Origin of the sequence: Stecheria intestinalis (assembly GCF_009696165.1) — a bacterium.
In the GTDB taxonomy this organism is placed as follows: domain Bacteria; phylum Bacillota_I; class Bacilli_A; order Erysipelotrichales; family Erysipelotrichaceae; genus Bulleidia; species Bulleidia intestinalis.
Genome location: NZ_VUMN01000012.1, coordinates 1 through 23,686, shown reverse-complemented (window position 1 = coordinate 23,686; position 23,686 = coordinate 1). Strand labels below are relative to the sequence as shown.

General features: G+C 51.6%; 39 protein-coding genes. 37 read left to right on the top strand and 2 right to left on the bottom strand.

What is annotated here, in order from left to right; translation table 11 throughout:
- The first annotated feature begins 26 nt into the window (after nucleotides 1–26).
- The 4 genes from tuf (at nucleotide 27) to FYJ51_RS06290 (ending at nucleotide 2,835) form a co-directional block, all read left to right on the top strand.
- Entirely contained in the window at nucleotides 27–1,220 is a 1,194-nt protein-coding gene (tuf, locus tag FYJ51_RS06305; protein WP_154504299.1) for an elongation factor Tu, read from the top strand.
- Between the two features lie 210 nt (nucleotides 1,221–1,430).
- Nucleotides 1,431–2,090: an HAD family hydrolase gene (locus FYJ51_RS06300; protein ID WP_105302357.1), complete on the top strand. Its 660-nt coding sequence runs from the start codon at nucleotides 1,431–1,433 to the stop codon at nucleotides 2,088–2,090.
- Nucleotides 2,087–2,473, top strand: coding sequence for a ribonuclease domain-containing protein (locus FYJ51_RS06295; protein WP_154504297.1), 387 nt, complete (start codon nucleotides 2,087–2,089; stop codon nucleotides 2,471–2,473). The genes FYJ51_RS06300 and FYJ51_RS06295 overlap by 4 nt, the downstream gene beginning before the upstream one ends.
- A gap of 86 nt (nucleotides 2,474–2,559) precedes the next feature.
- Complete coding sequence (locus tag FYJ51_RS06290; RefSeq protein WP_154504295.1) at nucleotides 2,560–2,835, top strand: barstar family protein; 276 nt, start codon at nucleotides 2,560–2,562, stop codon at nucleotides 2,833–2,835.
- A gap of 8 nt (nucleotides 2,836–2,843) precedes the next feature.
- On the opposite strand, the gene FYJ51_RS06285 is transcribed toward FYJ51_RS06290, so the two are convergent.
- Together FYJ51_RS06285 and FYJ51_RS06280 are read right to left on the bottom strand one after the other, a co-directional pair.
- Nucleotides 2,844–3,242 (bottom strand): hypothetical protein, encoded by a 399-nt coding sequence (locus FYJ51_RS06285; RefSeq protein ID WP_154504293.1) that lies wholly within the window; start codon nucleotides 3,240–3,242, stop codon nucleotides 2,844–2,846.
- Between the two features lie 30 nt (nucleotides 3,243–3,272).
- A complete protein-coding gene (locus tag FYJ51_RS06280) occupies nucleotides 3,273–3,431 on the bottom strand; it encodes a hypothetical protein (protein WP_154504291.1) in 159 nt (52 codons plus the stop codon).
- 374 nt (nucleotides 3,432–3,805) lie between these two features.
- Between FYJ51_RS06280 and rpsJ the strand changes: the two genes are divergently transcribed.
- From rpsJ to FYJ51_RS06115, 33 genes are all read left to right on the top strand, one after another.
- Nucleotides 3,806–4,117: a 30S ribosomal protein S10 gene (rpsJ, locus tag FYJ51_RS06275; protein ID WP_105302352.1), complete on the top strand. Its 312-nt coding sequence runs from the start codon at nucleotides 3,806–3,808 to the stop codon at nucleotides 4,115–4,117.
- A gap of 24 nt (nucleotides 4,118–4,141) precedes the next feature.
- A complete protein-coding gene (gene rplC, locus FYJ51_RS06270) occupies nucleotides 4,142–4,942 on the top strand; it encodes a 50S ribosomal protein L3 (RefSeq protein WP_105302351.1) in 801 nt (266 codons plus the stop codon).
- Between the two features lie 10 nt (nucleotides 4,943–4,952).
- Nucleotides 4,953–5,582: a 50S ribosomal protein L4 gene (gene rplD / locus FYJ51_RS06265; RefSeq protein ID WP_105302350.1), complete on the top strand. Its 630-nt coding sequence runs from the start codon at nucleotides 4,953–4,955 to the stop codon at nucleotides 5,580–5,582.
- Nucleotides 5,582–5,875, top strand: a complete 294-nt coding sequence (gene rplW, locus FYJ51_RS06260) for a 50S ribosomal protein L23 (RefSeq protein WP_154504289.1) — start codon at nucleotides 5,582–5,584, stop codon at nucleotides 5,873–5,875. The genes rplD and rplW overlap by 1 nt, the downstream gene beginning before the upstream one ends.
- 67 nt (nucleotides 5,876–5,942) lie before the next feature.
- Nucleotides 5,943–6,776 carry a 50S ribosomal protein L2 gene (gene rplB, locus FYJ51_RS06255; protein ID WP_105302348.1) on the top strand — a complete coding sequence of 278 codons (834 nt, stop codon included), beginning with the start codon at nucleotides 5,943–5,945 and terminating at the stop codon, nucleotides 6,774–6,776.
- Between the two features lie 20 nt (nucleotides 6,777–6,796).
- Nucleotides 6,797–7,123, top strand: coding sequence for a 30S ribosomal protein S19 (gene rpsS / locus FYJ51_RS06250; RefSeq protein WP_154504287.1), 327 nt, complete (start codon nucleotides 6,797–6,799; stop codon nucleotides 7,121–7,123).
- A 14-nt stretch (nucleotides 7,124–7,137) separates the two neighbouring features.
- Complete coding sequence (rplV, locus tag FYJ51_RS06245; RefSeq protein ID WP_105302346.1) at nucleotides 7,138–7,473, top strand: 50S ribosomal protein L22; 336 nt, start codon at nucleotides 7,138–7,140, stop codon at nucleotides 7,471–7,473.
- Between the two features lie 18 nt (nucleotides 7,474–7,491).
- Nucleotides 7,492–8,319, top strand: coding sequence for a 30S ribosomal protein S3 (rpsC, locus tag FYJ51_RS06240; protein WP_154504285.1), 828 nt, complete (start codon nucleotides 7,492–7,494; stop codon nucleotides 8,317–8,319).
- A 2-nt stretch (nucleotides 8,320–8,321) separates the two neighbouring features.
- Nucleotides 8,322–8,738 carry a 50S ribosomal protein L16 gene (gene rplP, locus FYJ51_RS06235; RefSeq protein WP_105302344.1) on the top strand — a complete coding sequence of 139 codons (417 nt, stop codon included), beginning with the start codon at nucleotides 8,322–8,324 and terminating at the stop codon, nucleotides 8,736–8,738.
- Between the two features lie 3 nt (nucleotides 8,739–8,741).
- On the top strand, nucleotides 8,742–8,945 hold the full coding sequence (rpmC, locus tag FYJ51_RS06230; protein WP_105302343.1) for a 50S ribosomal protein L29: 204 nt from the start codon (nucleotides 8,742–8,744) through the stop codon (nucleotides 8,943–8,945).
- 14 nt (nucleotides 8,946–8,959) lie between these two features.
- On the top strand, nucleotides 8,960–9,223 hold the full coding sequence (gene rpsQ, locus FYJ51_RS06225) for a 30S ribosomal protein S17 (protein ID WP_204378551.1): 264 nt from the start codon (nucleotides 8,960–8,962) through the stop codon (nucleotides 9,221–9,223).
- A 19-nt stretch (nucleotides 9,224–9,242) separates the two neighbouring features.
- A complete protein-coding gene (gene rplN, locus FYJ51_RS06220) occupies nucleotides 9,243–9,611 on the top strand; it encodes a 50S ribosomal protein L14 (RefSeq protein ID WP_105302341.1) in 369 nt (122 codons plus the stop codon).
- 13 nt (nucleotides 9,612–9,624) lie between these two features.
- Nucleotides 9,625–9,951 carry a 50S ribosomal protein L24 gene (rplX, locus tag FYJ51_RS06215; protein WP_105302340.1) on the top strand — a complete coding sequence of 109 codons (327 nt, stop codon included), beginning with the start codon at nucleotides 9,625–9,627 and terminating at the stop codon, nucleotides 9,949–9,951.
- Nucleotides 9,951–10,499 (top strand): 50S ribosomal protein L5, encoded by a 549-nt coding sequence (gene rplE, locus FYJ51_RS06210; protein WP_105302339.1) that lies wholly within the window; start codon nucleotides 9,951–9,953, stop codon nucleotides 10,497–10,499. The genes rplX and rplE overlap by 1 nt, the downstream gene beginning before the upstream one ends.
- A 5-nt stretch (nucleotides 10,500–10,504) precedes the next feature.
- The gene (locus FYJ51_RS06205) at nucleotides 10,505–10,690 is read left to right on the top strand and encodes a type Z 30S ribosomal protein S14 (RefSeq protein WP_105302338.1); all 186 of its coding nucleotides are present in this window, start codon (nucleotides 10,505–10,507) and stop codon (nucleotides 10,688–10,690) included.
- A 22-nt stretch (nucleotides 10,691–10,712) separates the two neighbouring features.
- Nucleotides 10,713–11,114, top strand: coding sequence for a 30S ribosomal protein S8 (gene rpsH / locus FYJ51_RS06200; protein WP_154504283.1), 402 nt, complete (start codon nucleotides 10,713–10,715; stop codon nucleotides 11,112–11,114).
- A 19-nt stretch (nucleotides 11,115–11,133) separates the two neighbouring features.
- Complete coding sequence (rplF, locus tag FYJ51_RS06195; RefSeq protein ID WP_105302336.1) at nucleotides 11,134–11,682, top strand: 50S ribosomal protein L6; 549 nt, start codon at nucleotides 11,134–11,136, stop codon at nucleotides 11,680–11,682.
- An 18-nt stretch (nucleotides 11,683–11,700) separates the two neighbouring features.
- The gene (gene rplR / locus FYJ51_RS06190) at nucleotides 11,701–12,057 is read left to right on the top strand and encodes a 50S ribosomal protein L18 (protein ID WP_105302335.1); all 357 of its coding nucleotides are present in this window, start codon (nucleotides 11,701–11,703) and stop codon (nucleotides 12,055–12,057) included.
- 20 nt (nucleotides 12,058–12,077) lie between these two features.
- Entirely contained in the window at nucleotides 12,078–12,602 is a 525-nt protein-coding gene (gene rpsE, locus FYJ51_RS06185) for a 30S ribosomal protein S5 (protein WP_105302334.1), read from the top strand.
- 13 nt (nucleotides 12,603–12,615) lie between these two features.
- Nucleotides 12,616–13,056 carry a 50S ribosomal protein L15 gene (gene rplO / locus FYJ51_RS06180; protein ID WP_154504281.1) on the top strand — a complete coding sequence of 147 codons (441 nt, stop codon included), beginning with the start codon at nucleotides 12,616–12,618 and terminating at the stop codon, nucleotides 13,054–13,056.
- Between the two features lies 1 nt (nucleotide 13,057).
- Nucleotides 13,058–14,341 (top strand): preprotein translocase subunit SecY, encoded by a 1,284-nt coding sequence (gene secY, locus FYJ51_RS06175; protein ID WP_105302332.1) that lies wholly within the window; start codon nucleotides 13,058–13,060, stop codon nucleotides 14,339–14,341.
- Between the two features lie 18 nt (nucleotides 14,342–14,359).
- Nucleotides 14,360–15,010, top strand: a complete 651-nt coding sequence (locus tag FYJ51_RS06170) for an adenylate kinase (protein ID WP_154504279.1) — start codon at nucleotides 14,360–14,362, stop codon at nucleotides 15,008–15,010.
- 70 nt (nucleotides 15,011–15,080) lie between these two features.
- Nucleotides 15,081–15,299: a translation initiation factor IF-1 gene (gene infA / locus FYJ51_RS06165; RefSeq protein WP_105302330.1), complete on the top strand. Its 219-nt coding sequence runs from the start codon at nucleotides 15,081–15,083 to the stop codon at nucleotides 15,297–15,299.
- 16 nt (nucleotides 15,300–15,315) lie between these two features.
- Nucleotides 15,316–15,429, top strand: a complete 114-nt coding sequence (gene rpmJ, locus FYJ51_RS06160; protein WP_006525027.1) for a 50S ribosomal protein L36 — start codon at nucleotides 15,316–15,318, stop codon at nucleotides 15,427–15,429.
- A gap of 21 nt (nucleotides 15,430–15,450) precedes the next feature.
- The gene (gene rpsM / locus FYJ51_RS06155; RefSeq protein ID WP_105302329.1) at nucleotides 15,451–15,816 is read left to right on the top strand and encodes a 30S ribosomal protein S13; all 366 of its coding nucleotides are present in this window, start codon (nucleotides 15,451–15,453) and stop codon (nucleotides 15,814–15,816) included.
- Between the two features lie 15 nt (nucleotides 15,817–15,831).
- Entirely contained in the window at nucleotides 15,832–16,242 is a 411-nt protein-coding gene (rpsK, locus tag FYJ51_RS06150; RefSeq protein WP_154504277.1) for a 30S ribosomal protein S11, read from the top strand.
- Nucleotides 16,243–16,266: 24 nt separating this feature from the next.
- Nucleotides 16,267–17,226 carry a DNA-directed RNA polymerase subunit alpha gene (locus tag FYJ51_RS06145; protein WP_105302327.1) on the top strand — a complete coding sequence of 320 codons (960 nt, stop codon included), beginning with the start codon at nucleotides 16,267–16,269 and terminating at the stop codon, nucleotides 17,224–17,226.
- 16 nt (nucleotides 17,227–17,242) lie between these two features.
- Nucleotides 17,243–17,605, top strand: a complete 363-nt coding sequence (gene rplQ / locus FYJ51_RS06140; RefSeq protein WP_105302326.1) for a 50S ribosomal protein L17 — start codon at nucleotides 17,243–17,245, stop codon at nucleotides 17,603–17,605.
- A 13-nt stretch (nucleotides 17,606–17,618) separates the two neighbouring features.
- Nucleotides 17,619–19,379, top strand: a complete 1,761-nt coding sequence (locus FYJ51_RS06135) for a glycosyltransferase family protein (protein WP_154504275.1) — start codon at nucleotides 17,619–17,621, stop codon at nucleotides 19,377–19,379.
- Complete coding sequence (locus tag FYJ51_RS06130) at nucleotides 19,376–20,479, top strand: alkaline phosphatase family protein (protein WP_154504273.1); 1,104 nt, start codon at nucleotides 19,376–19,378, stop codon at nucleotides 20,477–20,479. Before FYJ51_RS06135 ends, FYJ51_RS06130 begins: the two co-directional genes overlap by 4 nt.
- Nucleotides 20,476–21,651, top strand: coding sequence for a hypothetical protein (locus tag FYJ51_RS06125; RefSeq protein ID WP_154504271.1), 1,176 nt, complete (start codon nucleotides 20,476–20,478; stop codon nucleotides 21,649–21,651). Before FYJ51_RS06130 ends, FYJ51_RS06125 begins: the two co-directional genes overlap by 4 nt.
- A 20-nt stretch (nucleotides 21,652–21,671) precedes the next feature.
- Nucleotides 21,672–21,941 carry an ACT domain-containing protein gene (locus FYJ51_RS06120; protein ID WP_105302322.1) on the top strand — a complete coding sequence of 90 codons (270 nt, stop codon included), beginning with the start codon at nucleotides 21,672–21,674 and terminating at the stop codon, nucleotides 21,939–21,941.
- Nucleotides 21,942–21,952: 11 nt separating this feature from the next.
- Complete coding sequence (locus FYJ51_RS06115; protein ID WP_154504269.1) at nucleotides 21,953–23,314, top strand: PFL family protein; 1,362 nt, start codon at nucleotides 21,953–21,955, stop codon at nucleotides 23,312–23,314.
- The last annotated feature ends 372 nt before the right edge of the window (nucleotides 23,315–23,686 follow it).

Sequence of the window (23,686 nt, the reverse complement as noted above, 5' to 3'; positions counted from 1 at the left end):
CTAAAAAACTGGAGGAAAATTACACTATGGCAAAGCAGCATTTCGACCGTACGCTGGAACATGTAAATATCGGCACGATCGGTCACGTCGATCATGGCAAAACTACATTAACAGCAGCAATCACCAAGTATCTTTCCACGCATCCGGAAGCTGGCAAGGCTACTTACGAAGCTTATGACCAGATCGATGGTGCACCGGAAGAGAAGGCTCGTGGTATCACGATCAACACCGCTCACGTTGAGTATCAGACGCTGAAGCGCCACTATGCACACGTTGACTGCCCAGGGCACGCTGACTATGTCAAGAACATGATCACCGGCGCTGCGCAGATGGATGGTGCTATCCTTGTTGTCGCTGCTACCGATGGACCGATGCCTCAGACTCGTGAGCACATCCTGCTCTCCCGTCAGGTCGGTGTTCCGAAGATGGTAGTATTCCTGAACAAGTGCGATATGGTTGACGATCCGGAACTGATCGATCTCGTTGAGATGGAAGTCCGTGACCTGCTCACCGAATATGGCTTCGATGGCGAGAATACCCCGGTAATCCGCGGTTCCGCTCTCAAGGCTCTCGAAGGCGACCCGAAGTGGGAACCGGCAATCAAGGAACTGCTTGATGCAGTTGACAGCTGGATCCCGGCTCCGGTTCATGAGTTCGACAAGCCGTTCCTGATGGCAATCGAAGATGTCTTCACCATCACCGGCCGTGGAACTGTCGCTACCGGACGTGTTGAGCGTGGTAAGCTGAACATGAACGATGAAGTTGAAATCGTTGGTATCAAGCCGACCAAGAAGACTGTCGTCACCGGAATTGAAATGTTCCGCAAGACTCTCGACTATGCTCAGGCTGGTGATAACATCGGTGCTCTGCTCCGTGGTATCAACCGTGATGAAGTCGAGCGTGGACAGGTTCTCTGCAAGCCGGGTTCCGTTACTCCGCACCAGGAGTTCAAGGCTCAGGTTTATGTTCTGACCAAGGAAGAAGGCGGCCGTCATACTCCGTTCGTCTCCAACTATCGTCCGCAGTTCTACTTCCGTACAACTGACGTCACTGGCGTCATCACTCTGCCGGAAGGAACTGAGCTCTGCATGCCGGGCGACAACGTCGTCATGGATGTCAAGCTGCTGGCTCCGATCGCTATGGAAGTCGGAACAAAGTTCTCCATCCGTGAAGGCGGACGTACTGTCGGTTCCGGTTCCATCACCGAAATCGTTAAGTAATCACTCTTAACAGACTGAATCAAGACTATCGGCATCATCTGCTGGTAGTCTTTTTTTGTTCTCTGTTTGACAGTTATCCGGATAATATGTTTCCGAAAATATGATGAATAAAGGCTTTTCGTGCATTTTCTGCTTACGTTTCGATCTTGCGTGTTAAGACCTCATTGATTCATGCTTATGCTACAATGACATCATTCAGGAGTATTGAACATGATCAGAGGAATTCTGTTTGATTTTGACTGCACCCTTTCCAACCGGCTGGAATCTGCATACTACATGTACCGCTGGTGTCTCCATGAAATCTTTCCGGACATGGATGTCAATTCCATCGACTTCGAGGCAAGAGTCCAGCGATGCATGCTCTGGGATGAATATGGCACGATCAACAAACGCCACGTATTCAATAAGATCAAAGAGAAATGGGCACCGGATCTGGACGTGGAAAGCTGGATCCCGCGCTGGTATGAGAACTTCCACAACTACCAGGAACTGCTGCCCGATGCAGAACCTGTTCTGCAGGAACTGCTGCAGAAATACAGACTCGGTATTGTCTCCAATGGTGACGGCCGCCTGCAGAGCCGCAAGATCGATGTGCTGGATCTTCGGAAGTATTTCGAGGTTATCCTGATCTCGCATGACTTCGGAGCTGATAAGCCGGAAAGATCCATCTATGACGAAGCAGCCCATGAACTGCATCTTCCTAATGAGGAAATAGCTTTTGTGGGAGATACCTTCGATACAGATATCCTTGGTGCTTATAAAGCCGGGATGCTGCCGGTGTGGTATAACAATGAACACCGCGTCGTCACGATGTGGAACGTTCTGCAGGCTCATGACTTCAATGACCTGAGGAAGATCTTTCTGAAATGAAACGCTTCTTCGCATGCCTGCTGGCGTGTTTCCTGTATGCATGTGCACCATCCGGATCTTTGTGCAGTACTGCTTCCGCATCAGTTCCCGCAGCTGTTCCATCTTCTTCTGCATCAGTCCTTCCAGAGGATACGACCTGCGATGATCAGGCATGCGTGACAGAATATCTGATCACCTATGACCATCTTCCGGATAACTACATGACCAAGAAAGAAGCACGCAGCTATGGCTGGGAAGGCGGCCCGCTCTGGAAAGTCGTCCCCGGCAGGTGCATCGGCGGAGACGTGTTCGGAAATTACGAAGAACAGCTCCCGGAAGTTTCCGGAAGAACCTACTATGAATGCGATCTGAATACGATCGGTGCAGACAGCGGCGGTTCTTAACGGTTGATCTATTCTTCCGGAGATCTGAATATTTATTACACCCAGGATCACTATGATTCGTTTGAGCTGGTATATGGAGATGACGAATGAAGCGGATGATTGAACTGGATCCGGAAAAGATCCGAGATAAGACGAGCATGTCTGAATACATGACTCAGACCTTCTTTCCGGATCAGAGAATCACGAATCTCGATGCGCTGAGAGATTCTCTCTCGGAACTGGAAGATGATACAGCAATTGTCCTGACTCCTGCCGCAGTGCACGCAATCTGCCAGAATCCCTATGCCTATAAGGTACTGATGGTATTAGGAAAAAGCGCAGAAGAAAATCCGCATCTGCGGATTCAGTTTCGAAATGAATGAGAAGAAGTTCAGTGCTTCTTCTTTTTCTTTGTCTTCTTCGCAGCTTCTGCCGCCAGCTTTGCCTGCTCTGCCCGGACCGCCGCCATGCCGCCTTTCCGGGAAAGGGTGATGGAAGAAATCATGCCGACGATCGCAAAGATCAGCAGAATCACAGCAAACACCGTCATGACCGTGATTTTGGCATCTATGCAGTACCAGGCCAGAATCAGTGCAGTCAGCACTTCCAGATAGCTGGAGGTCATCAGCATCTTCTCTTCATCGACATGAAGAAATACGAGGATCAGCGACAGGCCGAGCACGATGCCCATAACTCCGCTGTTGTTCACTGCAATCGTGATGGCTGCCGCAAGAATGCCGAAGAGGAGCGAGAACGTATGATTCTGCTCGATCTTCTTTTCAAACAGCACGGAAAGCAAAAGAAATCCATAATAGGAGACTCACGCCAGATAGCCGTAAGAAAGAAACACCATGGCACAGAATCCTTCACTCAGGATCCGGAAAATCAGTGCCATCATTTCATTGTTCAGAAATGGTGCCGCAAAATAAAGAAGAATGGCAGGAATGCCGATCATGGTTCCAAGACTGATATCGCTCATGGAGAATCCTTACTTATGAACAATATGATACCGTTTCTGAAGCTTCCGCACCTTACGCAGCAAGAAGTAAACGCTTACATATCCCTGAGCCATTCTCAAATAGCCGGAAATTCATGAAAATTTAAATCATCAGAGAGAATTTGAAAGCATCTTTCATGAAAAACAGGCCGGTTTCCGACCTGCCTCAGAACCAACGAAAATATTGAAAAATATGCTTGCAATGGCCTTTTTCGGATGCTACTATAGGAAGGCACTCGCGTAGACATGGGAGATTGCCGGCACGCTGAGAGACGTTGTCACTCTACCGTGATAACCGGGGAACTCACATCGAGCGATCTGTCGTGAGACAGAGTGAAATAAAGGAGGAAAATTTCATGGCAAAAAATTCTGTAAGAATTCGCTTGAAGGCTTACGAGAACAGAAGTCTGGACGCTGCCGCAAAGAAGATTGTGGAAACAGCGAACAGCCACGGCGCGAAGAAGATCACTGGACCTGTCCCGCTGCCGACTGACAGAGAAGTGGTAACGGTTCTGAGAGCAGTACACAAGTACAAGGACTCCCGTGAGCAGTTCGAGCTTCGCACGCATAAGAGACTCATCGAGATCATCGGCCCGAGCGCTGAAACCATTGATGCGCTGAGCAGACTGGATCTTCCGAGCGGAGTCGACATTGAAATCAAGCTTTAAAAAGAAAGGACCGGCAATTAAAGAATGAAGGGTATCTTAGGAAGAAAACTGGGGATGACTCAGGTATTCACCATTGACGGTGCGCTGATTCCGGTCACTGTCATCGAAGTGAAGCCGAATGTCGTTCTTCAGAAGAAGACGAAGGAGACGGACGGCTACGAAGCAATCCAGCTCGGCTACGAAGACGTCAAGGAACAGAGAGCTACCAAGGCAGCGATCGGCCATGCAAAGAAGGCTAACACCGCTCCGAAGAAGTTCATCCGTGAGTTTGACGAAACAGAGCTCGGCGATCTCGAGCTTGGTGCAGAGGTAAAGGCAGACATCTTCGCTGCAGGCGATGTTGTCGATATCACCGGCACCTCCAAGGGCAAGGGATTCAACGGTGTCATCGTCCGCAACAACGGAACGATCGGACCGAAGTCACATGGATCCGGACATCATCGTCATGTCGGTTCCCTGGCTACCAACGGCCGTAACAACGGTGTCGTCAACAAGAACGCTCCGATGCCTGGCCACGAAGGCGGCTACACCACAACCAATCAGAATCTGACGGTTGTCAAGGTTGATGCAGAAGAGGGATACATCCTCGTCAAGGGCAACGTTCCAGGACCGCGCAAGGGACTGGTTGAGATCCGCACGACAGTCAAGCCTGTCAAGAAGGTCAGCACCGAAGAACTCATCAGCTACAAGGGCGGCTCTGTCCAGGATGAGCTGAACAAGGTCTCTGAAGCAATCAACGAGGAGCTCGCTAAGGAAGCAGCAGAGAAGGAAGCTATTGAAGCTGCCAAGAAGAAGGCTGCAAGCGAAGCCCGCAAGGGAAAGTAGAGGTTAACTAATGTCCAAGATTGATGTTTACAATCAGGAAGCTAAAGTCGTGAAGTCGATGGAGCTGTCCGACGCCGTATTCGGAATCGAGCCGAATCAGCAGGCAATCTATGACTCAGTCCTCGCTTATCAGGCGGGCCTGAGACAGGGAACGCATTCCACCAAGACCAGACACTTCGTTTCCGGAAGCGGCAAGAAGCCGTTCCGTCAGAAGGGAACCGGCCGTGCTCGTCAGGGTTCCACAAGAGCTACGCAGTGGAGACACGGCGCAATCGCCTTTGGACCTCATCCGAGAACTTACAGCATCAAGCTGAACCGCAAGGTTCGCCGTCTGGCTCTGAAGTCTGCTCTGAGTGAGAAGGTCAAGGAGAGCAGCCTCACGGTGGTTGAGAATCTGAGCTTTGATGAAATCAAGACAAAGAAGGCAGTCGCACTGCTCGGTGCCTTCGGCTTCGACCGCAAGACGCTGCTGGTCGCCGACGCTTCTGAGGATTACGACAATGCATTCATGAGCTTCCGCAACATTCCGAATGCGCTCGTGATTTCGGTCAGCGATCTCAATGTCTATGACATCGTTAATGCGGACAAGATTGTCTTCACCGAGAAGGCTGCAGAAACAGCTGGGGAGGTACTGGCATAATGAACGCACGTGACGTGATTATCCGTCCGATCGTTACTGAGAAGTCCATGAAGCTCAACGATCAGGACAATAAGATTACATTCGAAGTTGCAAAAGGCGCTAACAAGACGCAGGTTGCAATGGCAGTCAAGGAAATCTACAACATCACGCCGGTCAAGGTGAACATCGTGAATGTCCGCCCGAAGACCAAGCGGATGGGACGCTACGTCGGCAAGACGAATGCAGTCCGCAAGGCAATCGTGAAACTGCCGGAAGGGCAGGACATCAGCCTGTTCAATGACGAGAACAAGTAATCGTTCTCAAACTATCGGAGGAACATCGCTATCTCCGGAAAATCTGCGAAAGGAAAAATAAAGGAAAATGGCAATCATCAAGTATAAGCCTACGAGCAACGGCCGCCGCAACATGAGCAGCCTCTCCCGGGCTAACATTACCAAGACCACTCCTGAAAAGAGCCTGCTGGCTCCGAAGAAGAGCAAGGGCGGACGCGGAAACACCGGCCGCATCACAACTCGTCATCAGGGTGGAGGCGTCAAGCAGAAGTACAGAATCATCGACTTCAAGAGAAATAAGGACAATGTCGAAGGAACGGTTGCTGCAATCGAATACGATCCGAACCGCAATGCCAACATTGCTCTGATCAATTACAAAGATGGTGAGAAGCGCTACATCATCGCTCCTCAGCAGCTCACAGTCGGTTCCAAGGTTGTCTCCGGCGAAGCAGCAGATATCAAGGTCGGCAATGCCATGGAACTGAGAAACATGCCTGAAGGTACCTTTGTTCACTGCGTTGAACTGGTTCCGGGCAAGGGCGGACAGATGGCACGTGCTGCCGGATGCTCCGCACAGATCCTCGGCTTTGACGGCCCGTATGCAACGCTCCGCCTGAGCTCCGGTGAAATCCGCAAGGTCCGTTCCCAGTGCCGTGCTACGGTCGGCATCGTCGGCAACGAAGATTATTCTCTTGTCAACCTCGGCAAGGCAGGCCGCTCCAGATGGATGGGCATCCGTCCTACGGTCCGCGGTTCTGCGATGAACCCGGTTGATCACCCGCACGGCGGCGGCGAAGGCAAGTGCCCGATCGGCCGCAAGAGCCCGATGACCCCTTGGGGAAAGAAGGCTATGGGTGTCAAGACCCGCAAGCATAAGCTCGCTTCCAATGCGCTGATCATGACCAGACGCAATGGTAAATAACTGAAAGGAGAAGAGAAGAGATGTCAAGAAGCATTAAAAAAGGCCCGTTCTGTGATGCCTACCTTCTGAAAAAGGTTGATGCACTGAACGCAGCAAATAAAAAAGAAGTCATCAAGACATGGTCCCGCCGTTCAGTCATTTACCCGAGTTTCGTTGAGCATACCTTCGCGGTATACAACGGCAAGGAATTCGTTCCGGTCTATGTCACAGAAGATATGGTCGGCCACAAGCTCGGCGAATTCGCTGCAACCCGCAAGTTCGGCGGACACGGCGATGGCAAGGTAAGCACTGGCGGTGCTGGTGCTGCAGCTGCATCTGTCGCTGCTGCAGCTGACAAGAAGGCGTAAGGAGGAGAAACAGCATGGATGTAAAAGCAACCGCAAAAACCGTTCGTGTCACTCCGCGCAAGGCACGCCTGGTACTGGACAATGTCAGAGGCAAGAGCGTTGAAGAAGCTCTGGCAATCCTGAAGTTCACACCGAACGAAGCAGCAAGAGCTGTGGAGAAGGTCGTGAAGAGTGCTGCAGCTAATGCAGTGCATAACAATCAGCTCGATGAGAGCAAGCTCTACATCAAGAGCTGCTACGCAGACTGCGGCGTTGTGATGAAGCGCTTCATGCCGAGAGCTAAGGGCAACGCAGCACAGATTCTGAAGAGAACGAGCCACATCACAGTTGTGGTATCGGATGAGAGATAAAGGGAGGAAGATCGAAATATGGGACAGAAAGTAAGTCCGATCGGAATGCGCGTCGGCGTCATCCGCGACTGGGAGTCCAGATGGTACGCTGATAAAGCAGACTACGCGAATCTTCTGAACGAAGACGTCAAGATCCGTAAGTTCCTCGAGAAGACCCTCAAGGATGCATATGTTTCCCGCATCGAGATTGAGCGTACTTCCAAGAAGGACTGCCACATCATCGTTCGCTGCGCAAGACCTGGTGCAGCAGTCGGCAAGGATGCTGATGGCAAGGACAAGGCAGACGCACTGAAGCGGCAGCTCGTCAAGCTGACGGGCGGCAAGGCAGTCAAGATTGACTTCGTGCAGGTTGCCAATCCGGATCTGGATGCTCATCTGGTTGCCCGCAAGATCTGCGAACAGCTGGAAGCACGTCAGTCCTTCCGGATTGCCCAGAAGAAGGCAATTCAGCAGACGATGCGTTCTGGTGCAAAGGGAATCAAGACTCTGGCTACCGGCCGTCTGGGCGGTGCAGAAATTGCCCGCAAGGAAGGCTATTCCCAGGGTGTCGTTCCGCTGCATACCCTGCGCAGCGATATCGACTACGCATGCGAGGAAGCACATACCACTTATGGCAAGCTGGGCGTGAAAGTCTGGATCTGCCGCGGTGAAGTTCTTCCTGGAAAGATGGTTGAAGAACCGAAGGCTCCGGAACGTCCGGCAAGAGACGGACGCCGCAATGGCCGCGGACGCAATGACAGACGCTTCAGCGGCCGCCGTCCTGCGAACGGAACTGCACCTGCAGCAAAACCGGCAGATGCCGGCAAGGCAGCAGCTCCTGAAGCAGCACAGGGAGGTAAGAACTGATTATGTTGATGCCGAATCGAGTAAAGTACAGAAGACCTCACCGTCTCAGCTATGAAGGCAAGTCCAAGGCCGGCCGTGACATCACGTTCGGTGAATACGGACTTGTTGCGATGGAAGGTGCTTATGTCAGCAGCAACCAGCTGGAAGCTGCGCGTGTAGCCATGACACGTTATATGGATCGTGGCGGCAAAGTCTGGATCAAAGTATTCCCGCAGCTTGCTAAGACAAAGAAGCCGCTCGAAGTACGAATGGGTTCTGGTAAAGGTGCTCCGGATCACTGGGTAGCAGTTGTTCAGAAAGGCCGTGTTCTCTTCGAGATCGGCGGCGTCGATGAAGCTACCGCGCGTGAGGCTCTGAGACTTGGCGCTAACAAGCTCGGCGTCAAAACCCGCTTTGCAAAGAAAGGCGAGGTAAAGTAAGCCATGAACGTTAAGGAAATCAGAGATATGAGCAATGAGGAACTCACCAAGGAGATCAGCTCCCTGTCTGAGGAACTCTACAGCCTGCGTTTCGCTCAGGCTACCGGAAGCCTTGAGAATCCTTCCAGAATGAAGGATATCAAGAAGACAATCGCCCGGATCAAGACTGTTCAGACCGAGCGTGCAAACGCAAAGGATGCGCAGTAAGGAGGACATGAATGATGGAAGAGAGAAATAACCGTAAGGTAATCCGCGGCACCGTCGTGTCCGACAAGATGGATAAGACGATTGTTGTTGAGATCGATACCACCAAGAGCCATCCGCTTTACGGAAGACACGTCAAGTATTCCAAGAAGTTCAAGGCTCATGACGAGAACAATGAAGCACATGTAGGCGATATCGTCGAAGTCATGGAGACCCGCCCGCTGTCCAAGGATAAGCATTTCCGTCTGGTCCGCGTCGTTGAGAAAGCAGTTGTTCTTTAAGCACTAGGAGGAGAAAGCAATGATCCAGAATGAAACAAGATTGAAGGTCGCTGACAATACCGGTGCTAAGGAACTCCTCGTGATCCACTGCATGGGAGGATCCACACGCAAGAGCGCCAACATCGGTGATGTTGTCGTGTGCTCCGTGAAGTCTGCGATTCCGAACGGCTCTGTCAAGCAGGGTCAGGTAGTCAAGGCGGTCATCGTCCGCACTGTCTACGGAATCAGCCGTGCTAATGGCAGCTACATCAAGTTCGATGAGAATGCTGCAGTCATCATCAAGGATGACAACACTCCGGCCGGAACCCGTATCTTCGGCCCGGTCGCAAGAGAACTCCGTGACAAGGGATACATGAAGATTGTTTCCCTGGCACCGGAAGTACTGTAAGGAGGTCAGTCTGATGAAAATCAAAACAGGCGATAAGGTCAAAGTAATCACTGGCCGCTACAAGGGAACCATCGGCGAAGTCAAGGCAGTTTCCCCGGCCAAGGGAAAGATCATCGTCGAAGGCGTCAACATGATCAAGAAGTCCGTGAAGCCTACGCAGGCTAATCCGGAAGGACAGATCGTCGAGCACGAAGCTCCGATCGATGTATCCAATGTCATGTATTATGATGAGAAGGCAAAGGAAACCTGCCGCATCGGATACAAGGTCAATGAGGACGGAACCAAGGTCCGCGTGAACAAGAAGACCGGCAAGGAAATCAAGGAGGGCAAGAAGAAGTAATGAACCGTCTTGAGCAGAAATACAAGGAAACTGTAAAGCCTTCCCTGATGAAGGAATTCGGATACACTTCCGTCATGGAATGTCCGAAACTCGAAAAGGTTGTCATCAACCTCGGCGTCGGCGACGCAATCACGAATCCGAAGGCTCTGGAAGAAGCAGTCAGCGAACTGACGCAGATCTCCGGCCAGAAGCCGGTCATCACGAAGGCTAAGAAGTCCATTGCAAACTTCAAGCTCCGTGAAGGCATGGCAATCGGAACCAAGGTTACGCTCCGCGGCGAACGCATGTATGACTTCCTGGACAAGCTGTTCAACATCTCGCTGCCGCGTGTCCGTGACTTCCACGGCGTCAGCACGACAGCATTCGACGGCCGCGGCAACTATACGCTCGGCGTCAAGGAACAGCTGATTTTCCCGGAAATCAACTTTGATAAGGTCAGCAAGGTGCGCGGCATGGATGTCGTCATCGTGACCACAGCAAAGACCAATAAAGAGGCATATGAACTGCTCGCTCAGCTCGGCATGCCGTTTGCGAAGAAGGAGGCCTGAAACCTATGGCAAAGACAAGTTTAAAGGTAAAGCAGAGCCGTCCTGCTAAGTATTCCACCAGAGAATACACACGGTGCCAGAGATGCGGCCGTCCGCACTCCGTGCTGAGAAAGTATGGCGTCTGCCGTATCTGCTTCCGCGAGCTGGCTTACAAGGGCCAGATCCCGGGTGTGAAGAAGGCAAGCTGGTAATCAGGAGAGGAGGAACACTAAGATGAATATGACAGATCCAATCGCCGACATGCTCACGAGAATCCGCAATGGCGTCGGTGCTCACCTGGACACAGTCGATGTTGCTCCGGTCTCCAAAGTCAAGCTGGAGATTACCCGCATCCTCAAAGAGGAAGGCTACATCGCTAAGTATGAAGTCAGCGGCGAAGGCATTGATAAGAAGCTTACCGTCACTCTGAAGTACACAGATGACAAGAAGAGCGTCATCACCGGCATTAAGCGTATCTCCAAGCCGGGTCTGCGTGTCTATGCAAAGCAGGAGAATGTCCCGACTGTCCTCAATGGACTGGGAATCGCTATCATCTCCACAAGCGAAGGCATGATGACCGACAAGGAAGCACGTAAAAAGCACGCAGGCGGCGAAGTCATTGCCTACGTCTGGTAATTAGAGAAAGGAAAAAGAAATGTCACGTATCGGTAATAAAGCGATTACCATTCCTGAAGGCGTCGAAGTTACTGTCGCTGAAGGGAATGAGGTGACGGTTAAGGGTCCGAAGGGCACATTGACGAGAACATTCTCTCCGTTGATGACCATTGAAGCTAAGGACGGCACTGTCACAGTAAAACGTCCTAACGAAGAAAAGACCACCAAGCAGCTTCATGGAACAACCAGAGCTCTGATCGCAACAATGATTGAAGGTGTACACCAGAGCTATACGAAGACCCTCCAGATTGTGGGTATCGGCTATCGTGCATCCCTGTCCGGAAACAAGCTCACGATGGGACTGGGATTCTCTCATCCGGTTGAGATGACGGTCCCGTCTGATCTCACCGTAACATGCCCGGATGCGAACACGATCGTCATCAATGGTATTGATAAGCAGAGAGTCGGCCAGTTCGCTTCTGAAGTCAGAGCGCACAAGAAGCCGGAGCCTTATGGAGGAAAGGGAATCCGCTATAAGGATGAGCATGTCCGCCGTAAGGAAGGCAAGACTGCTGCTGCCAAGAAGTAATGGGAAGGAGAGAGTAATATGCTGAAGAAGACAAAGAAGAATGAAGAACGTCTCCGCAGACATGCACGTGTACGGAGAGTGGTCAGCGGAACTCCCGACTGCCCGAGACTGAATGTATACCGTTCCAACAAGCAGATCTATGCGCAGGTCATCGATGATACGACCGGCCGTACGCTGGCTGCATCCAGCAGCCTTCTGCTGAAGCTTGAGAACGGCAGCAACGTCGAAGCTGCCCGCAAGGTTGGCGAAGACATTGCGAAGAAGTGCAAGGAAGCAAACATCGAATCCGTACGCTTTGACCGCGGCGGGTATGTCTATCACGGAAGAGTCCAGGCACTGGCTGACGGTGCTCGTGAAGCAGGGCTCAAGTTCTGAGGGGAAAGGAGAATACAGAGATGGCAAACGAAGGAAAGAAACCGTTCAGAAGACCTCGCGAACCGAAAGAGTTCGATGATGTTGTAGTCTCCATCAACCGTGTCAGCAAAACCGTGAAAGGCGGACGCAGAATGCGTTTCGCTGCACTGGTCGTCATCGGCGATCATAAAGGCAGAGTAGGATTCGGCATGGGCAAGGCTGCAGAAGTTCCGGATGCAATCAAGAAGGCAACAGAAGCTGCTAACAAGAATGTGTTCCGTGTACAGCTTACAGATAACAACCGCACAGTTCCGTCTGATGCGCTTGGCAAGCATGGTGCAACCAGTGTTGTGCTGAAGCCGGCTGCTCCTGGAACCGGAGTCATCGCAGGCGGCGCTGTCCGTTCCATTCTGGAGCTGGCTGGTGTCTCTGATGTCGTATCAAAGGTTATCGGAAGCCGTACCAGCGTCAACGTTGTGTATGCTACCCTGGATGCACTCCGCAGCATGCGCACGGTTGAAGAAGTTGCAAAGCTGCGCGGCAAGAAGATCAGCGAGATTCGCTGAGGAGGGACTCTAGATGAAACTGAATGAAATGAAAGCATCTGAAGGAGCCCGTTTCGTTTCAAAGAGAATCGGACGCGGCCTCGGATCCGGCACCGGCAAGACTTCCGGCAAAGGACAGAAGGGTCAGAACTCCAGAAGCGGCGGAGGCGTCGCAATCGGATTTGAAGGCGGCCAGACCCCTGCCTTCAAGAGATTCCCGAAGCGCGGCTTCACGAATTACACCCGCAAGGAGTACGCAATCGTCAATGTTGAGGATCTCAACAAGTTCGACGAAGGCGTTACGGTCGACTACGATGCACTGAAGGCTGCAGGACTGGTCGGCAAGAAGCTTGACGGGGTTAAGGTCCTCGGTCAGGGCAAGCTTGAGAAGAGGCTGACGGTCAAGGCAGCAAAATTCTCCAAGACAGCTCTGAAAGCTATCGAAGAAGCAGGCGGAACAGCCGAGGTACTCTGAGATGATGCATACGTTCGCCAGCTTGTTCCGGAATAAGGAAATCCGCAAGAAGATCTTCTTTACTCTGGCAATGCTGCTGATCTATCGCATCGGTTCGGCAATCCCGGTACCAGGAGTCGACAGCGCTGCGCTGTCATCTTCCATTGCGGACAACTCGATCCTGAATATGATGAATCTTCTCGGAGGCGGCGCCTTCGAGAGGATGTCCGTATTCGCACTCGGCGTTACTCCGTATATTACCGCAAGCATTATCATCCAGCTGCTTTCCATGGATGTCATTCCGGCTCTTACCGAAATGGCAAAGTCCGGTGAAACCGGAAGAATCCAGATGGATAAGATCACCCGCTATCTGGCAGTAGTCCTGGCTTTCGTTCAGGCCTACTCCATGGTTTACGGGTTCGATAAGCAGTATGGAATTCTGACGAATTCCGCAATGTCTCAGTATCTGTATACGGCAACCATCCTGACCGCAGGAACGCAGTTCCTCGTCTGGATCGGCGATCGTATCAGCATGTTCGGTATCGGAAATGGTATCTCGATCATCATCTTCGCAGGTATCGTCTCCAATATGCCGGCCAGCTTCGCGGAAGTCTGGAGTATTCTGGTAAGCGGCTCTCAGCAGGGAGCAGTCTTCTCCGGCGTGCTTCAGTTCGTACTCTACTGTGTTCTGTATTTTGCGATCATCGTCGGTGTTGTCATCATGGAACTGGCGGTCCGCAAGATTCCGATCCAGTATACTTCCAGCTCGAATGTGAGAGGAGCAGGGGACATTACCTACCTGCCCTTCAAGATCAATTCTGCTTCTGTCATCCCGGTCATCTTCGCATCTTCGATCATGACCGCACCGCAGATCATCCTCAGCTTCATTGATACGGAAAAGTACACAGCACTCAGCAATTTCCTGAGTCTGCAGAAGCCGGTAGGACTGATCATCTATGCAGTGCTGACCTTCCTGTTCACGTTCTTCTATACAGACCTGCAGGTAGATCCGGATAAAGTAGCAGAGAACCTCGGCAAGTCCGGTGCTTATATTCCGGGCATCCGGCCGGGTTCCGAGACACGTACGTATCTCCACAAAGTTCTCAACCGCATCACGGTTCTGGGTGCTGCAGCCCTGACTGTGATCGCAGTGATTCCGTATCTGCTGCCGATGTTCACATCGCTGCCTACCAGCGTATCCGTCGGCGGAACTGGAATCATCATCGTTGTCGGTGTTGCCATGGAAACCATGGCACAGCTGAAGGGACAGCTTACTCAGAAGCAGTACCACGGATTCCTCAAGTAATCCGGGAAAGGCAATGAGATGAACATTCTGATCATGGGACCGGCGGGAGCAGGCAAGGGCACGATGTCCGACCTGATTCTCAAGGAATACGACATTACGCACATTTCCACGGGAGATATGCTCCGTGAGAACGTGCGCAGCCATACGGAACTTGGTGAGAAGGCCAGATCCTATATGGAGGCCGGTCATCTTGTTCCGGATGAAGTGATCAATGCCATGGTTGAGAAACGGCTGCAGGAACCAGACTGCGAGAAGGGATATCTGCTTGATGGCTTCCCCCGCACACTTGTGCAGGCGCAGACCTTCGATGAGATTTCTTCCCGGATCGGCCGCCCGGTTCAGGCAGTTCTCGCACTCCAGGTCGATTATGAAATCCTCAAGGAGCGCATTACGGGCAGAAGGATCTGTCCGAAGTGCGGGGCAATCTATCACATTCCGAACCACCCGCCTGTCAGAGAAGGCATCTGTGACGTGTGCGGCAGCGCGCTTGTTCAGCGCAAGGATGATACCATTGAACAGCTGAACGTACGCATGGAAGAGTATGAGAGCAGCACGAAGCCGGTGATTCAGTATTATGCAGACCGCGGTCTCGTGACGGTGATCGACGCTTCCGGGGAACGGGATACTACCTTTGCACAGATCCGAAAGGCTTTAGGAAAGGTTGCATAATCAGCAGTGATGCGGGTAACATATAAAGTGACCCGCATCGGCGCTGGTTTTATGAAGAAAGAGAGAATCAATGGGAAAACAGGACGTCATTGAAATGGACGGCATTGTTGAAGAGACACTACCTAATGCCAATTTTAAAGTGAAACTCCAGAATGGCATGGAGATCCGTGCCCACGTTGCTGGTAAAATCCGTATGAACTACATTCGCATTTTACCGGGAGATCGGGTCACCGTGGAGATTTCACCTTACGACTTAACACGTGGGCGTATTACCTACAGACACAAGTAGTCCAGGAGGCACAATCATGAAAGTAAGACCATCCGTAAAACCGATCTGCGACAAGTGCAGAGTGATCAAGCGCAAGGGCGTTGTAATGGTCATCTGCGAGAACCCGAAGCATAAACAGCGTCAGGGTTAATTCAGGAGGAGAAGAACACATATGGCACGTTTTGCAGGTGTGGATATTCCGGCTAACAAGAGAGTCGAAGTAGCCCTGACCTATATCTACGGCATCGGCCCGACCACTGCGAAGAAGATTCTCGCAGCAGCTGGTGTCAGCGGCGACATCCGTACCAAGGATCTGACTGATGCGCAGGAGACTGCGATCCGTCAGCAGATTGATGCGATCAAGACCGAAGGCGACCTTCGCCGTGAGCGCGCTCTCAATATCAAGCGTCTGATGGAAATCGGCTGCTACAGAGGCATGCGCCACAGAAGAGGCTTACCGGTTCGCGGTCAGCGTACGCGTACCAATGCTCGTACCCGTAAGGGACCGAGACGTACGGTTGCGAACAAGAAGAAGTAATCAGGAGGTCGTAAAATGGCAAACACAAAGAAGACCGCTGCTAAGAGCGCAGCTGTTCGTAAGAAGAAGAACAGAAGAAATGTGGCTAAGGGTGTTGCACACATCCATTCCACATTCAATAACACCATTGTCACGATTGCAVACGAACAGGGCAATGTCATCTCCTGGAGCTCTGCCGGAGCACTGGGTTACAAAGGATCCAGAAAGTCTACCCCGTATGTCGCACAGCTGTGCGGCGAGGCAGCTGCCAAGGCAGCTGTTATGCAGGGCATGAAGACTGTTGAAGTCAATGTCAAAGGTCCGGGTCCCGGACGTGAAGCTGCAGTTCGTTCCCTGGCTACTGCCGGACTGACGATCACTGCAATCAATGATGTGACTCCGATCCCGCATAACGGATGCCGCCCGCCGAAGAGGCCGCGTGGTTAATCTATAGAACAGGAGGATTGTTGCATGCAAAAGTTCGAACGCGCCGATTTTGAAGTTAAGGAATACGTTGAATCTGAAAACTATGGGAAGTTCGTCCTTTCTCCGCTTGAGAGAGGATTTGGCACCACGATCGGTAATGCACTGCGCAGAGTCCTGCTGTCCTCCCTTCCGGGAGCTGCGGTATTTTCTATCAAGGTAGATGGAGTGTACCACGAGTTCACTACAATCCCGGGTGTCCGCGAAGATGTATCCATGATCATCCTGCAGATCAAGCAGCTGATCATGAAGATCGAAGATGATGAAGTTTATTCCCTGCAGATTTCTGCAAAGGGTCCGTGCACAGTCACCGCTGGTGACATCATCTGCCCGGCCCAGGTCGAGATCCTGAACAAGGATCTGCCGATTGCCCACCTCGAAAAGGGCGCTACCCTCGAGATGGAGCTGAAGGCCAAGAACGGCCGCGGCTATGTCGGCAGCGATCTGAACAAGCAGCTGAATCAGGGAAGCTCTCAGGGAATCGGAACCGTATTCACCGATTCCATCTATACTCCGATTGAGAAAGTTGCATATGATGTAGAACCGACCCGTGTCGGTCAGGACACCAAGTATGATGAACTGACAATGGAGATCACGACAGATGGCTCCATCAATCCGCAGAAGGCACTTGCCCTGGCTGCGAAGATTCTGATTGACCACCTGGATATCGTCGCCGGCATCAATGATGAAGTCCTGGCTATGGACAACGTCATCAAGGAAGGCGGCGCAGAAGCTCCGAATAAGGGACAGCAGATGATGATCGAAGATCTCGATCTCTCTGTCCGTTCCTATAACTGCCTGAAGCGGGCTGGCATTCAGACCGTGGATGAGCTGACACAGAAGACCGAGGATGAGATGATGAGAGTCCGCAACCTCGGAAAGAAGTCTTTAAAAGAGGTTAAGGACAAGCTCACCGAACTCGGTCTGGGCTTCAAGTCCTTCGATTAATCAGGAGGAAATCAACATGTGGAATCGTAAATTCGGCAGAACAGCCGATCACCGCAAGGCGATGATGCGCAATCTCGCTACTTCGGTCATCCTCTATGGCAGAGTTGAGACAACTTACTCCAAGGCAATGGATATGCGTTCTGTTGTCGATGAGCTGATCACACTCGGCAAGAAGGGCGATCTTGCAGCTCGCAGACAGGCAGCTGCTTATCTCCGTGATGTCTATACTGACAAGACTGAGAAAGAGACTGTTCTGAAGAAGCTGTTTGATGAAGTTGCTCCGAAGTACGCTGACCGCAAGGGCGGATACACCAAGGTCACAAAGACCGGCGTTCGCCGCGGCGATGCTGCAGAGATGGCAATCATCGAACTGATCTAGTACAATAAAGCCTGTGAAAACAGGCTTTATTTTTTTATCCGGAAACCCGGATAGAAGCAGAAAAGCAAAAGCATTTCTCTTCCGGTTTCTGGCAGCAGCCATCCTGGCCTTTGCGGCCTGGCTTCCGTTTCTCAACGGCTCGATCGTGATGGGCAGCGATACCGCCTTCCATCTCAACCGGATCGAAGCGCTTTATACTGCTTTTTCCAATCATGACTATTTTCCCGGAATTTTCTGGGAACAGAATTACGGGTGGGGCTATGGCTCCCCGCTTTTCTATTCCAGTTTCTTCTTATCCATTCCCGCATGGTTCCGTATGAACGGCGTGTCCATGATGGATGCCTATCGTCTGTTCTGCTATCTGATCTTCTTTGCAAGTGCCTGGACAATGTACGGCTGTGCAGAGACCGTGATCAGGAAGAACCGGCTTTCTTATGTGCTGACCGCAGCTCTGTATCTCTTCTGCACCTACTGCTGGAGCGATTTATACAACCGCGGAGCCGTCGGCGAAGCCCTGGCTGGTATCTTTATCCCTCTCGTCCTTCAGGCCTCGTATACGCTCTTCTATCGCGGTCAGAAAGGATGGCTGAGACTCGCATTCGGATTTGCCGGACTGCTGCTGTCTCATAACATCTCCTTCTTCCTGACCTTGATCTATTTCGTGATCTTCTGTCTGCTGCATATCAGAAGGCTGATCCGCCATCCGAAGATTCTCGTGAAGATTCTATGTGCCGGAATCCTTGGCTTCCTGCTTACTGCATGGTTCTCGCTGCCGATGCTGCAGCAGCTCAATACAGGCCTTTACCGCATCAGCACGTACTTCAACCAGGGCGAGTCATTGCAGAGCCTTGGAAACACGCTTACGGGGCTTCTGACGCTGATTCCGTTTGACCATGATCATTTAAACGCAACCTGCGGCATTTGCCTCCTCTTGATGCCTGTATTGGTCTTCTTCACGCCGAAACGGAAAGGATCCCGCTATATCCGGATCATCGCAATTTCCGGTTACGTCATGTTAGCCATGACACTGAAGTATTTCCCATGGGTCCTGTTCCCGTTCATGAGCTTCATGCAGTTTCCACACCGCTTCTTCACGATCAGTGCCCCATTCCTCGCCCTGGCCTCCGGCTATGGCTTTGCCTGGTATCCCTTCCCGGCAGCAGATGCCAGAAATATCCGTCTCAGCATCACTGGTGCTGCAGTCATACTGATGCTGCTGCAGGTCAATTCGCAGTACAGCTACGGTGGTTCGTTCACCGATGCCACGACTCCGGATCAGCTGAAGACCAATGATGCCTTTGCCTACAACGTGGATAATGCATGGTATTCCATCATGGAGCTCTCCACGCCGGACTATCTTCCTTCTGACAAATCCATCGTCTATTCTGAAGACAAGCGCACGATCGTCCATGGCGATATGACCGATAGCGTATTCGATGAAACCTATAATTCTCTTGCCTGGCACTATGACGGCGGCGGTACTTACCGCTTCCCGAAGACATGGTATGACGGATTCACCGTCACGGTGATAAAAGGAGATACCATTCTGTACCAGACCACGGAGACCAGTGCCGATCCGGATACCGGCGAGGTCGTCTTCGAACTTCCCGACGGTCTTGACAGTGAAAGCACGATTGTCCTTTCCTATGAAGGAACTTCTCTCCGGAAGAACATGATCAGGCTCTCGCGCCTGACCCTGTATGTATTCGTCTTCTGCGACGCTGCATATCAGATCGCCAGAAGCATCAGGAGGAAGAAAGGAGCAGCGAAATGAAATGGGATTATGAACATAATCTTCTGAACGTCAGCGCCAGCCTGCACCGCTGGTATGGCCTGCCATCAGAATATGATGGAAACAGATCCGTTGATGCATGGCTGAACCAGCATCACTTCCGCACTATCATCGCGCTGCTCATCGACGGCATGGGAACCGAGATCCTGAAACCGAAACTGAAAGAGACCTCTTTTTTCCGCACCTTTCTCTCTGATTCGGTTTCCACGGTATATCCGCCGACCACCACAGCCGCAACAACATCTTTTCTGACTGGAAAAAGTCCGAGGGAAAACGGCTGGCTCGGATGGAATCAGTACTTTGCGGACGAAGATGATCAGATCATCCTCTTCCGCCATCACAGCGAGTACGGAACGGCAGAATATCCGGATGACTTTGCCGAACGTCATCTGCCGATCCGGAAGATCTATGACGATCTCAATTGCCATGGCATCAAGGCTGACAGCGTATGGCCATCCTGGGCACCCCATAACCCTTCGAAAGACTATGAAGACCTGCTGAACAATCTCCTTCAGAAAGCATCAGGCTTTGAGATGCGTTTTCTCTATGGCTACTGGGACGAACTGGATTCGTATATGCATGCATACGGGCCATCAAGCCCCGGAACTAAGGAGATGCTGAACGATCTCGACGCAGCGACCAGAGCCTTTGCAGAAAAGCCGCCGGAAGATACTGGTCTCCTGATTATTGCCGATCATGGCCAGATCGATGTCCAGAGTTATGACATGAAGAACGATGCAGAACTATGTTCCTTCTTCCGCAAAGCCCCTTCTCTTGAAGCAAGAACCGTGGCCTTTTTCATCAGAGAAGAGAAGAAAGCAGCCTTTCCGGAATTCTTCCATGAACGCTTCGGCGATCAGTTCATTCTGAAACCAAGCAGCGATCCCGAAGCACAGGCAATGTTCGGACCAGGCAGACCATCCGAGCACTTTGAAGCATTCTTAGGAGACTATCTGGCCTTTGCGGTTACCCCATTGCAGCTATGTTATGGAAAAGGAACCGACCTCCGCGGAAACCATGCAGGCATGATGCATGATGAAGCCGCAGTTCCGGTGATTCTCTATCCGGAGGTATCCGAATGAAGCGCCTTCTTCCTGCGGTTCTATGTCTTTCTTTATGTGCATGCACGCAGGGTTCAGAACCGCCTACTTCTGCCTCTCCATCTTCATCCGTTTCTTCTTCACCGGAACCATCAGCAGATATAGTCGAGTCTCCGGATTCCTGGACCGTATCCGTGCAGAGATCAGAAGAATTTGATTTTGAAGACGGAACGATGCAGACGTTTGATCTCGACGGCATGCTGGCAGCAGCCAGCGTTTCCGACAATCCGGACGCCCATCTGCTTCTGAATATCAATGCCAACGGACTGGAATCGAAGATGGAAGGATGGTACACCGGCGGCCGTCTCTATAACACGTATAACAGCGTGAACTATTATGAAGACCTCACCCTCAGCAATCTCGAAAAGATGCTGCTCGTGCCGATCGGAGAGAAAACCTATTCCGATGACGAGATCGCTTCGGAAGAGAATTCCGGAGAAGGCACAGATCATACCCGATCGATCACGCTGACCACGGAAGCAGCTCTCAGTCTCTATCTCAGCGAATATGACCAGAACAATCTCAGCCAGTACGAGAATCTGGAGATGAATTCCGGAGTCATTGAAGAAACCTATGACTCCGAAGGAAAACTGGTTCGCCGCACTTCAGAGTTCCAGTGCACCTTTTCGGTGCAAGGAAGCCCGGTTGCCCTGAAGACAGATACCTCGCTGGAATATTCCATGCGCAATGAGACCGCAGTGGAAATCCCTTCAGAAATCACAGAGAATCCGGATACGTATGTGAGCTATCTCGATATCGACACCGAAGCAATTTCCGATGCTGATCTGGAAGCAGATGCACCGGCATCCACCGCCACCGAGACCTTCCGCAAACGCCTGATTTCCAGGCTCGGATATGAAGTCGAAGACAATGGCATGTATTACACCGTATTCAATGACAATGAATCGTATGAGATTGATTTCGAGCACGATCAGTTCATCTATCGCAATTATTCCACTTCGTATGTCTACAACTGGAAAGGGGATACCGGCGGTTTCGGCAGTTCCTGCAGCATTGATTTCAGCAGCGGGGTGTATACCGACGGATGTGATGAAGATGTCGTCGAGATGATGAAAACCGTGCGCAATTTCTTTATCATGGAGCTGTATTACTGCGGGGTATCGCTGAATGACCTGCAGAAGGAAGCAGACTGACCAGACTGGAGGATGGAACGATGAAGGCAGTTATCTCAGTAGTGGGCAAGGATCGCCCGGGAATTCTTGCATTTGTGGCAAATCAGTGCGCAGACCGCAATATCAATATCGAAGACGTCACGCAGAAGATCCTGCAGGATATGTTCACAATGGTCATGATCGTGAATATTCCGGAAGACTTAGCCAACTTCGGAAGGCTCACGGAAGAAATCGAGCAGGCTGGCGAAGAACAGGGCCTGAAGATCCATCTCATGCATGAAGATATCTTCAATGCGATGCATACCATCTGAGGAAAGAAACGATGCAGATCAGAGAAGAGAAAATTCTGGAAACCATTCACATGATCGATGAGGAATGTCTGGATATCCGTACGGTAACCATGGGCATTTCGCTGCTGGACTGCGCGGATGCGGATATTGAGAAGTCCTGCGAGAAGATCTACCGGAAGATCACCACCAAAGCTGAGCACTTAGTAGAAACGGCCGAAGAGATTTCCAGAGAATATGGCATTCCGATCGTGAACAAGCGGATTTCCGTCACCCCGATAGCCCTGCTGCAGAGCGTCAGCGGCGGGGATCCGGTCCTCTATGCAAAGACCCTGGACAAGGCAGCGAAAGACCTCGGGGTCAATTTCATCGGTGGCTATTCTGCACTGGTTCAGAAAGGCATGACGAAGGGAGACGAAGAACTGATCCGCTCCATTCCGAGAGCCCTAAGCGAAACAGACGTCGTCTGCTCCAGCGTCAATGTCGGTTCTACCAGAGCAGGCATCAACATGGATGCTGTGAAGATGATGGGCCCCATCATCCGGGAATGTGCAGAACGGACCAAGGACAATAACTGCTTCGGCGCATCTAAGCTGGTTGTGTTCTGCAATGCCGTAGAAGATAACCCATTCATGGCAGGTGCGTTCCATGGAATCTCAGAACCGGATTGCGTCATCAATGTCGGCGTATCCGGACCTGGCGTCGTGCGCGAAGCCGTCCGCAAAGCCGGAAAAGACTGCACGATGGATGAGATTGCCGAAGTCATCAAGAAGACCGCATTCAAGATTACCCGCATGGGTCAGCTCGTCGGCACCGAAGCAGCCAGACGGCTGAATGTGCCATTCGGCATCGTAGATCTTTCCCTTGCCCCGACGCCGGCTGTCGGCGATTCAGTTGCCCGCATCCTGGAAGAGATCGGGCTGGAGAGCACTGGCGGACCTGGCACGACTGCATGCCTGGCGATGCTCAATGATGCCGTCAAGAAAGGTGGCGTCATGGCTAGTTCTTCCGTAGGAGGCTTAAGCGGTGCGTTCATTCCGGTGTCAGAAGATGCAGGCATGATCGAAGCAGCTGAAAAAGGCATCCTGTCAGTGGAAAAGCTGGAAGCGATGACTGCGGTATGTTCGGTGGGCCTGGATATGATCATCATTCCGGGAGATACGCCAGCTGAGACAATCAGCGCGATGATTGCGGATGAAGCTGCGATCGGCATGATCAATACGAAGACAACTGCAGTGCGCGTCATCCCTGCAATCGGGAAGAAAGCAGGCGATTCGCTCGAGTTCGGCGGCCTGATGGGATACGGACCGGTGATGGCGGTCAGAACCGTCAGCCCGGCAGTGATGATCAGCCGCGGCGGAAAGATTCCATCCCCGATCAACAGCCTGAAGAATTAATCATGAATCATGAGGCCGGGAAACCGGCCTTTCATATACCCGGAAAGCCTGAGCAATTGGTCACCCAATCACTTATTGAAAAAATGAAAAAAACTAATTGACTAAAGGGAGAGAGGGATGCTATATTCTTTGAGCACGCGGCGAGAGAGCCTGGGCAAGGATAAGTGAGAAAGAAATTTCTCAGAAAGTAATTGACAGGGGCGTGCAGAAGTGATAATCTCTTGAATTGCACGGCGAGAGCCGATGCGAGAGATCTTTGAAAACTGAACAGGAATTAAGCAACGAAAAAGAACGTCAAATTCCGATAAGGAAAGAAGACTGACGAAAGTCAGCGAAGAATAGAGTCAAATCAAATGGAGAGTTTGATCCTGG

Excerpts from the sequence above, each read along its gene's own strand:
- tuf (WP_154504299.1), top strand. The coding sequence starts at position 27 with ATGGCAAAGCAGCATTTCGACCGTACGCTGGAACATGTAAATATCGGC.
- FYJ51_RS06300 (WP_105302357.1), top strand. The coding sequence starts at position 1,431 with ATGATCAGAGGAATTCTGTTTGATTTTGACTGCACCCTTTCCAACCGG.
- FYJ51_RS06295 (WP_154504297.1), top strand. The coding sequence starts at position 2,087 with ATGAAACGCTTCTTCGCATGCCTGCTGGCGTGTTTCCTGTATGCATGT.
- FYJ51_RS06290 (WP_154504295.1), top strand. The coding sequence starts at position 2,560 with ATGAAGCGGATGATTGAACTGGATCCGGAAAAGATCCGAGATAAGACG.
- FYJ51_RS06280 (WP_154504291.1), bottom strand. The coding sequence starts at position 3,431 with ATGAGCGATATCAGTCTTGGAACCATGATCGGCATTCCTGCCATTCTT.
- rpsJ (WP_105302352.1), top strand. The coding sequence starts at position 3,806 with ATGGCAAAAAATTCTGTAAGAATTCGCTTGAAGGCTTACGAGAACAGA.
- rplC (WP_105302351.1), top strand. The coding sequence starts at position 4,142 with ATGAAGGGTATCTTAGGAAGAAAACTGGGGATGACTCAGGTATTCACC.
- rplD (WP_105302350.1), top strand. The coding sequence starts at position 4,953 with ATGTCCAAGATTGATGTTTACAATCAGGAAGCTAAAGTCGTGAAGTCG.
- rplW (WP_154504289.1), top strand. The coding sequence starts at position 5,582 with ATGAACGCACGTGACGTGATTATCCGTCCGATCGTTACTGAGAAGTCC.
- rplB (WP_105302348.1), top strand. The coding sequence starts at position 5,943 with ATGGCAATCATCAAGTATAAGCCTACGAGCAACGGCCGCCGCAACATG.
- rpsS (WP_154504287.1), top strand. The coding sequence starts at position 6,797 with ATGTCAAGAAGCATTAAAAAAGGCCCGTTCTGTGATGCCTACCTTCTG.
- rplV (WP_105302346.1), top strand. The coding sequence starts at position 7,138 with ATGGATGTAAAAGCAACCGCAAAAACCGTTCGTGTCACTCCGCGCAAG.
- rpsC (WP_154504285.1), top strand. The coding sequence starts at position 7,492 with ATGGGACAGAAAGTAAGTCCGATCGGAATGCGCGTCGGCGTCATCCGC.
- rplP (WP_105302344.1), top strand. The coding sequence starts at position 8,322 with ATGTTGATGCCGAATCGAGTAAAGTACAGAAGACCTCACCGTCTCAGC.
- rpmC (WP_105302343.1), top strand. The coding sequence starts at position 8,742 with ATGAACGTTAAGGAAATCAGAGATATGAGCAATGAGGAACTCACCAAG.
- rpsQ (WP_204378551.1), top strand. The coding sequence starts at position 8,960 with ATGGAAGAGAGAAATAACCGTAAGGTAATCCGCGGCACCGTCGTGTCC.
- rplN (WP_105302341.1), top strand. The coding sequence starts at position 9,243 with ATGATCCAGAATGAAACAAGATTGAAGGTCGCTGACAATACCGGTGCT.
- rplX (WP_105302340.1), top strand. The coding sequence starts at position 9,625 with ATGAAAATCAAAACAGGCGATAAGGTCAAAGTAATCACTGGCCGCTAC.
- rplE (WP_105302339.1), top strand. The coding sequence starts at position 9,951 with ATGAACCGTCTTGAGCAGAAATACAAGGAAACTGTAAAGCCTTCCCTG.
- FYJ51_RS06205 (WP_105302338.1), top strand. The coding sequence starts at position 10,505 with ATGGCAAAGACAAGTTTAAAGGTAAAGCAGAGCCGTCCTGCTAAGTAT.
- rpsH (WP_154504283.1), top strand. The coding sequence starts at position 10,713 with ATGAATATGACAGATCCAATCGCCGACATGCTCACGAGAATCCGCAAT.
- rplF (WP_105302336.1), top strand. The coding sequence starts at position 11,134 with ATGTCACGTATCGGTAATAAAGCGATTACCATTCCTGAAGGCGTCGAA.
- rplR (WP_105302335.1), top strand. The coding sequence starts at position 11,701 with ATGCTGAAGAAGACAAAGAAGAATGAAGAACGTCTCCGCAGACATGCA.
- rpsE (WP_105302334.1), top strand. The coding sequence starts at position 12,078 with ATGGCAAACGAAGGAAAGAAACCGTTCAGAAGACCTCGCGAACCGAAA.
- rplO (WP_154504281.1), top strand. The coding sequence starts at position 12,616 with ATGAAACTGAATGAAATGAAAGCATCTGAAGGAGCCCGTTTCGTTTCA.
- secY (WP_105302332.1), top strand. The coding sequence starts at position 13,058 with ATGATGCATACGTTCGCCAGCTTGTTCCGGAATAAGGAAATCCGCAAG.
- FYJ51_RS06170 (WP_154504279.1), top strand. The coding sequence starts at position 14,360 with ATGAACATTCTGATCATGGGACCGGCGGGAGCAGGCAAGGGCACGATG.
- infA (WP_105302330.1), top strand. The coding sequence starts at position 15,081 with ATGGGAAAACAGGACGTCATTGAAATGGACGGCATTGTTGAAGAGACA.
- rpmJ (WP_006525027.1), top strand. The coding sequence starts at position 15,316 with ATGAAAGTAAGACCATCCGTAAAACCGATCTGCGACAAGTGCAGAGTG.
- rpsM (WP_105302329.1), top strand. The coding sequence starts at position 15,451 with ATGGCACGTTTTGCAGGTGTGGATATTCCGGCTAACAAGAGAGTCGAA.
- FYJ51_RS06145 (WP_105302327.1), top strand. The coding sequence starts at position 16,267 with ATGCAAAAGTTCGAACGCGCCGATTTTGAAGTTAAGGAATACGTTGAA.
- rplQ (WP_105302326.1), top strand. The coding sequence starts at position 17,243 with ATGTGGAATCGTAAATTCGGCAGAACAGCCGATCACCGCAAGGCGATG.
- FYJ51_RS06130 (WP_154504273.1), top strand. The coding sequence starts at position 19,376 with ATGAAATGGGATTATGAACATAATCTTCTGAACGTCAGCGCCAGCCTG.
- FYJ51_RS06125 (WP_154504271.1), top strand. The coding sequence starts at position 20,476 with ATGAAGCGCCTTCTTCCTGCGGTTCTATGTCTTTCTTTATGTGCATGC.
- FYJ51_RS06120 (WP_105302322.1), top strand. The coding sequence starts at position 21,672 with ATGAAGGCAGTTATCTCAGTAGTGGGCAAGGATCGCCCGGGAATTCTT.
- FYJ51_RS06115 (WP_154504269.1), top strand. The coding sequence starts at position 21,953 with ATGCAGATCAGAGAAGAGAAAATTCTGGAAACCATTCACATGATCGAT.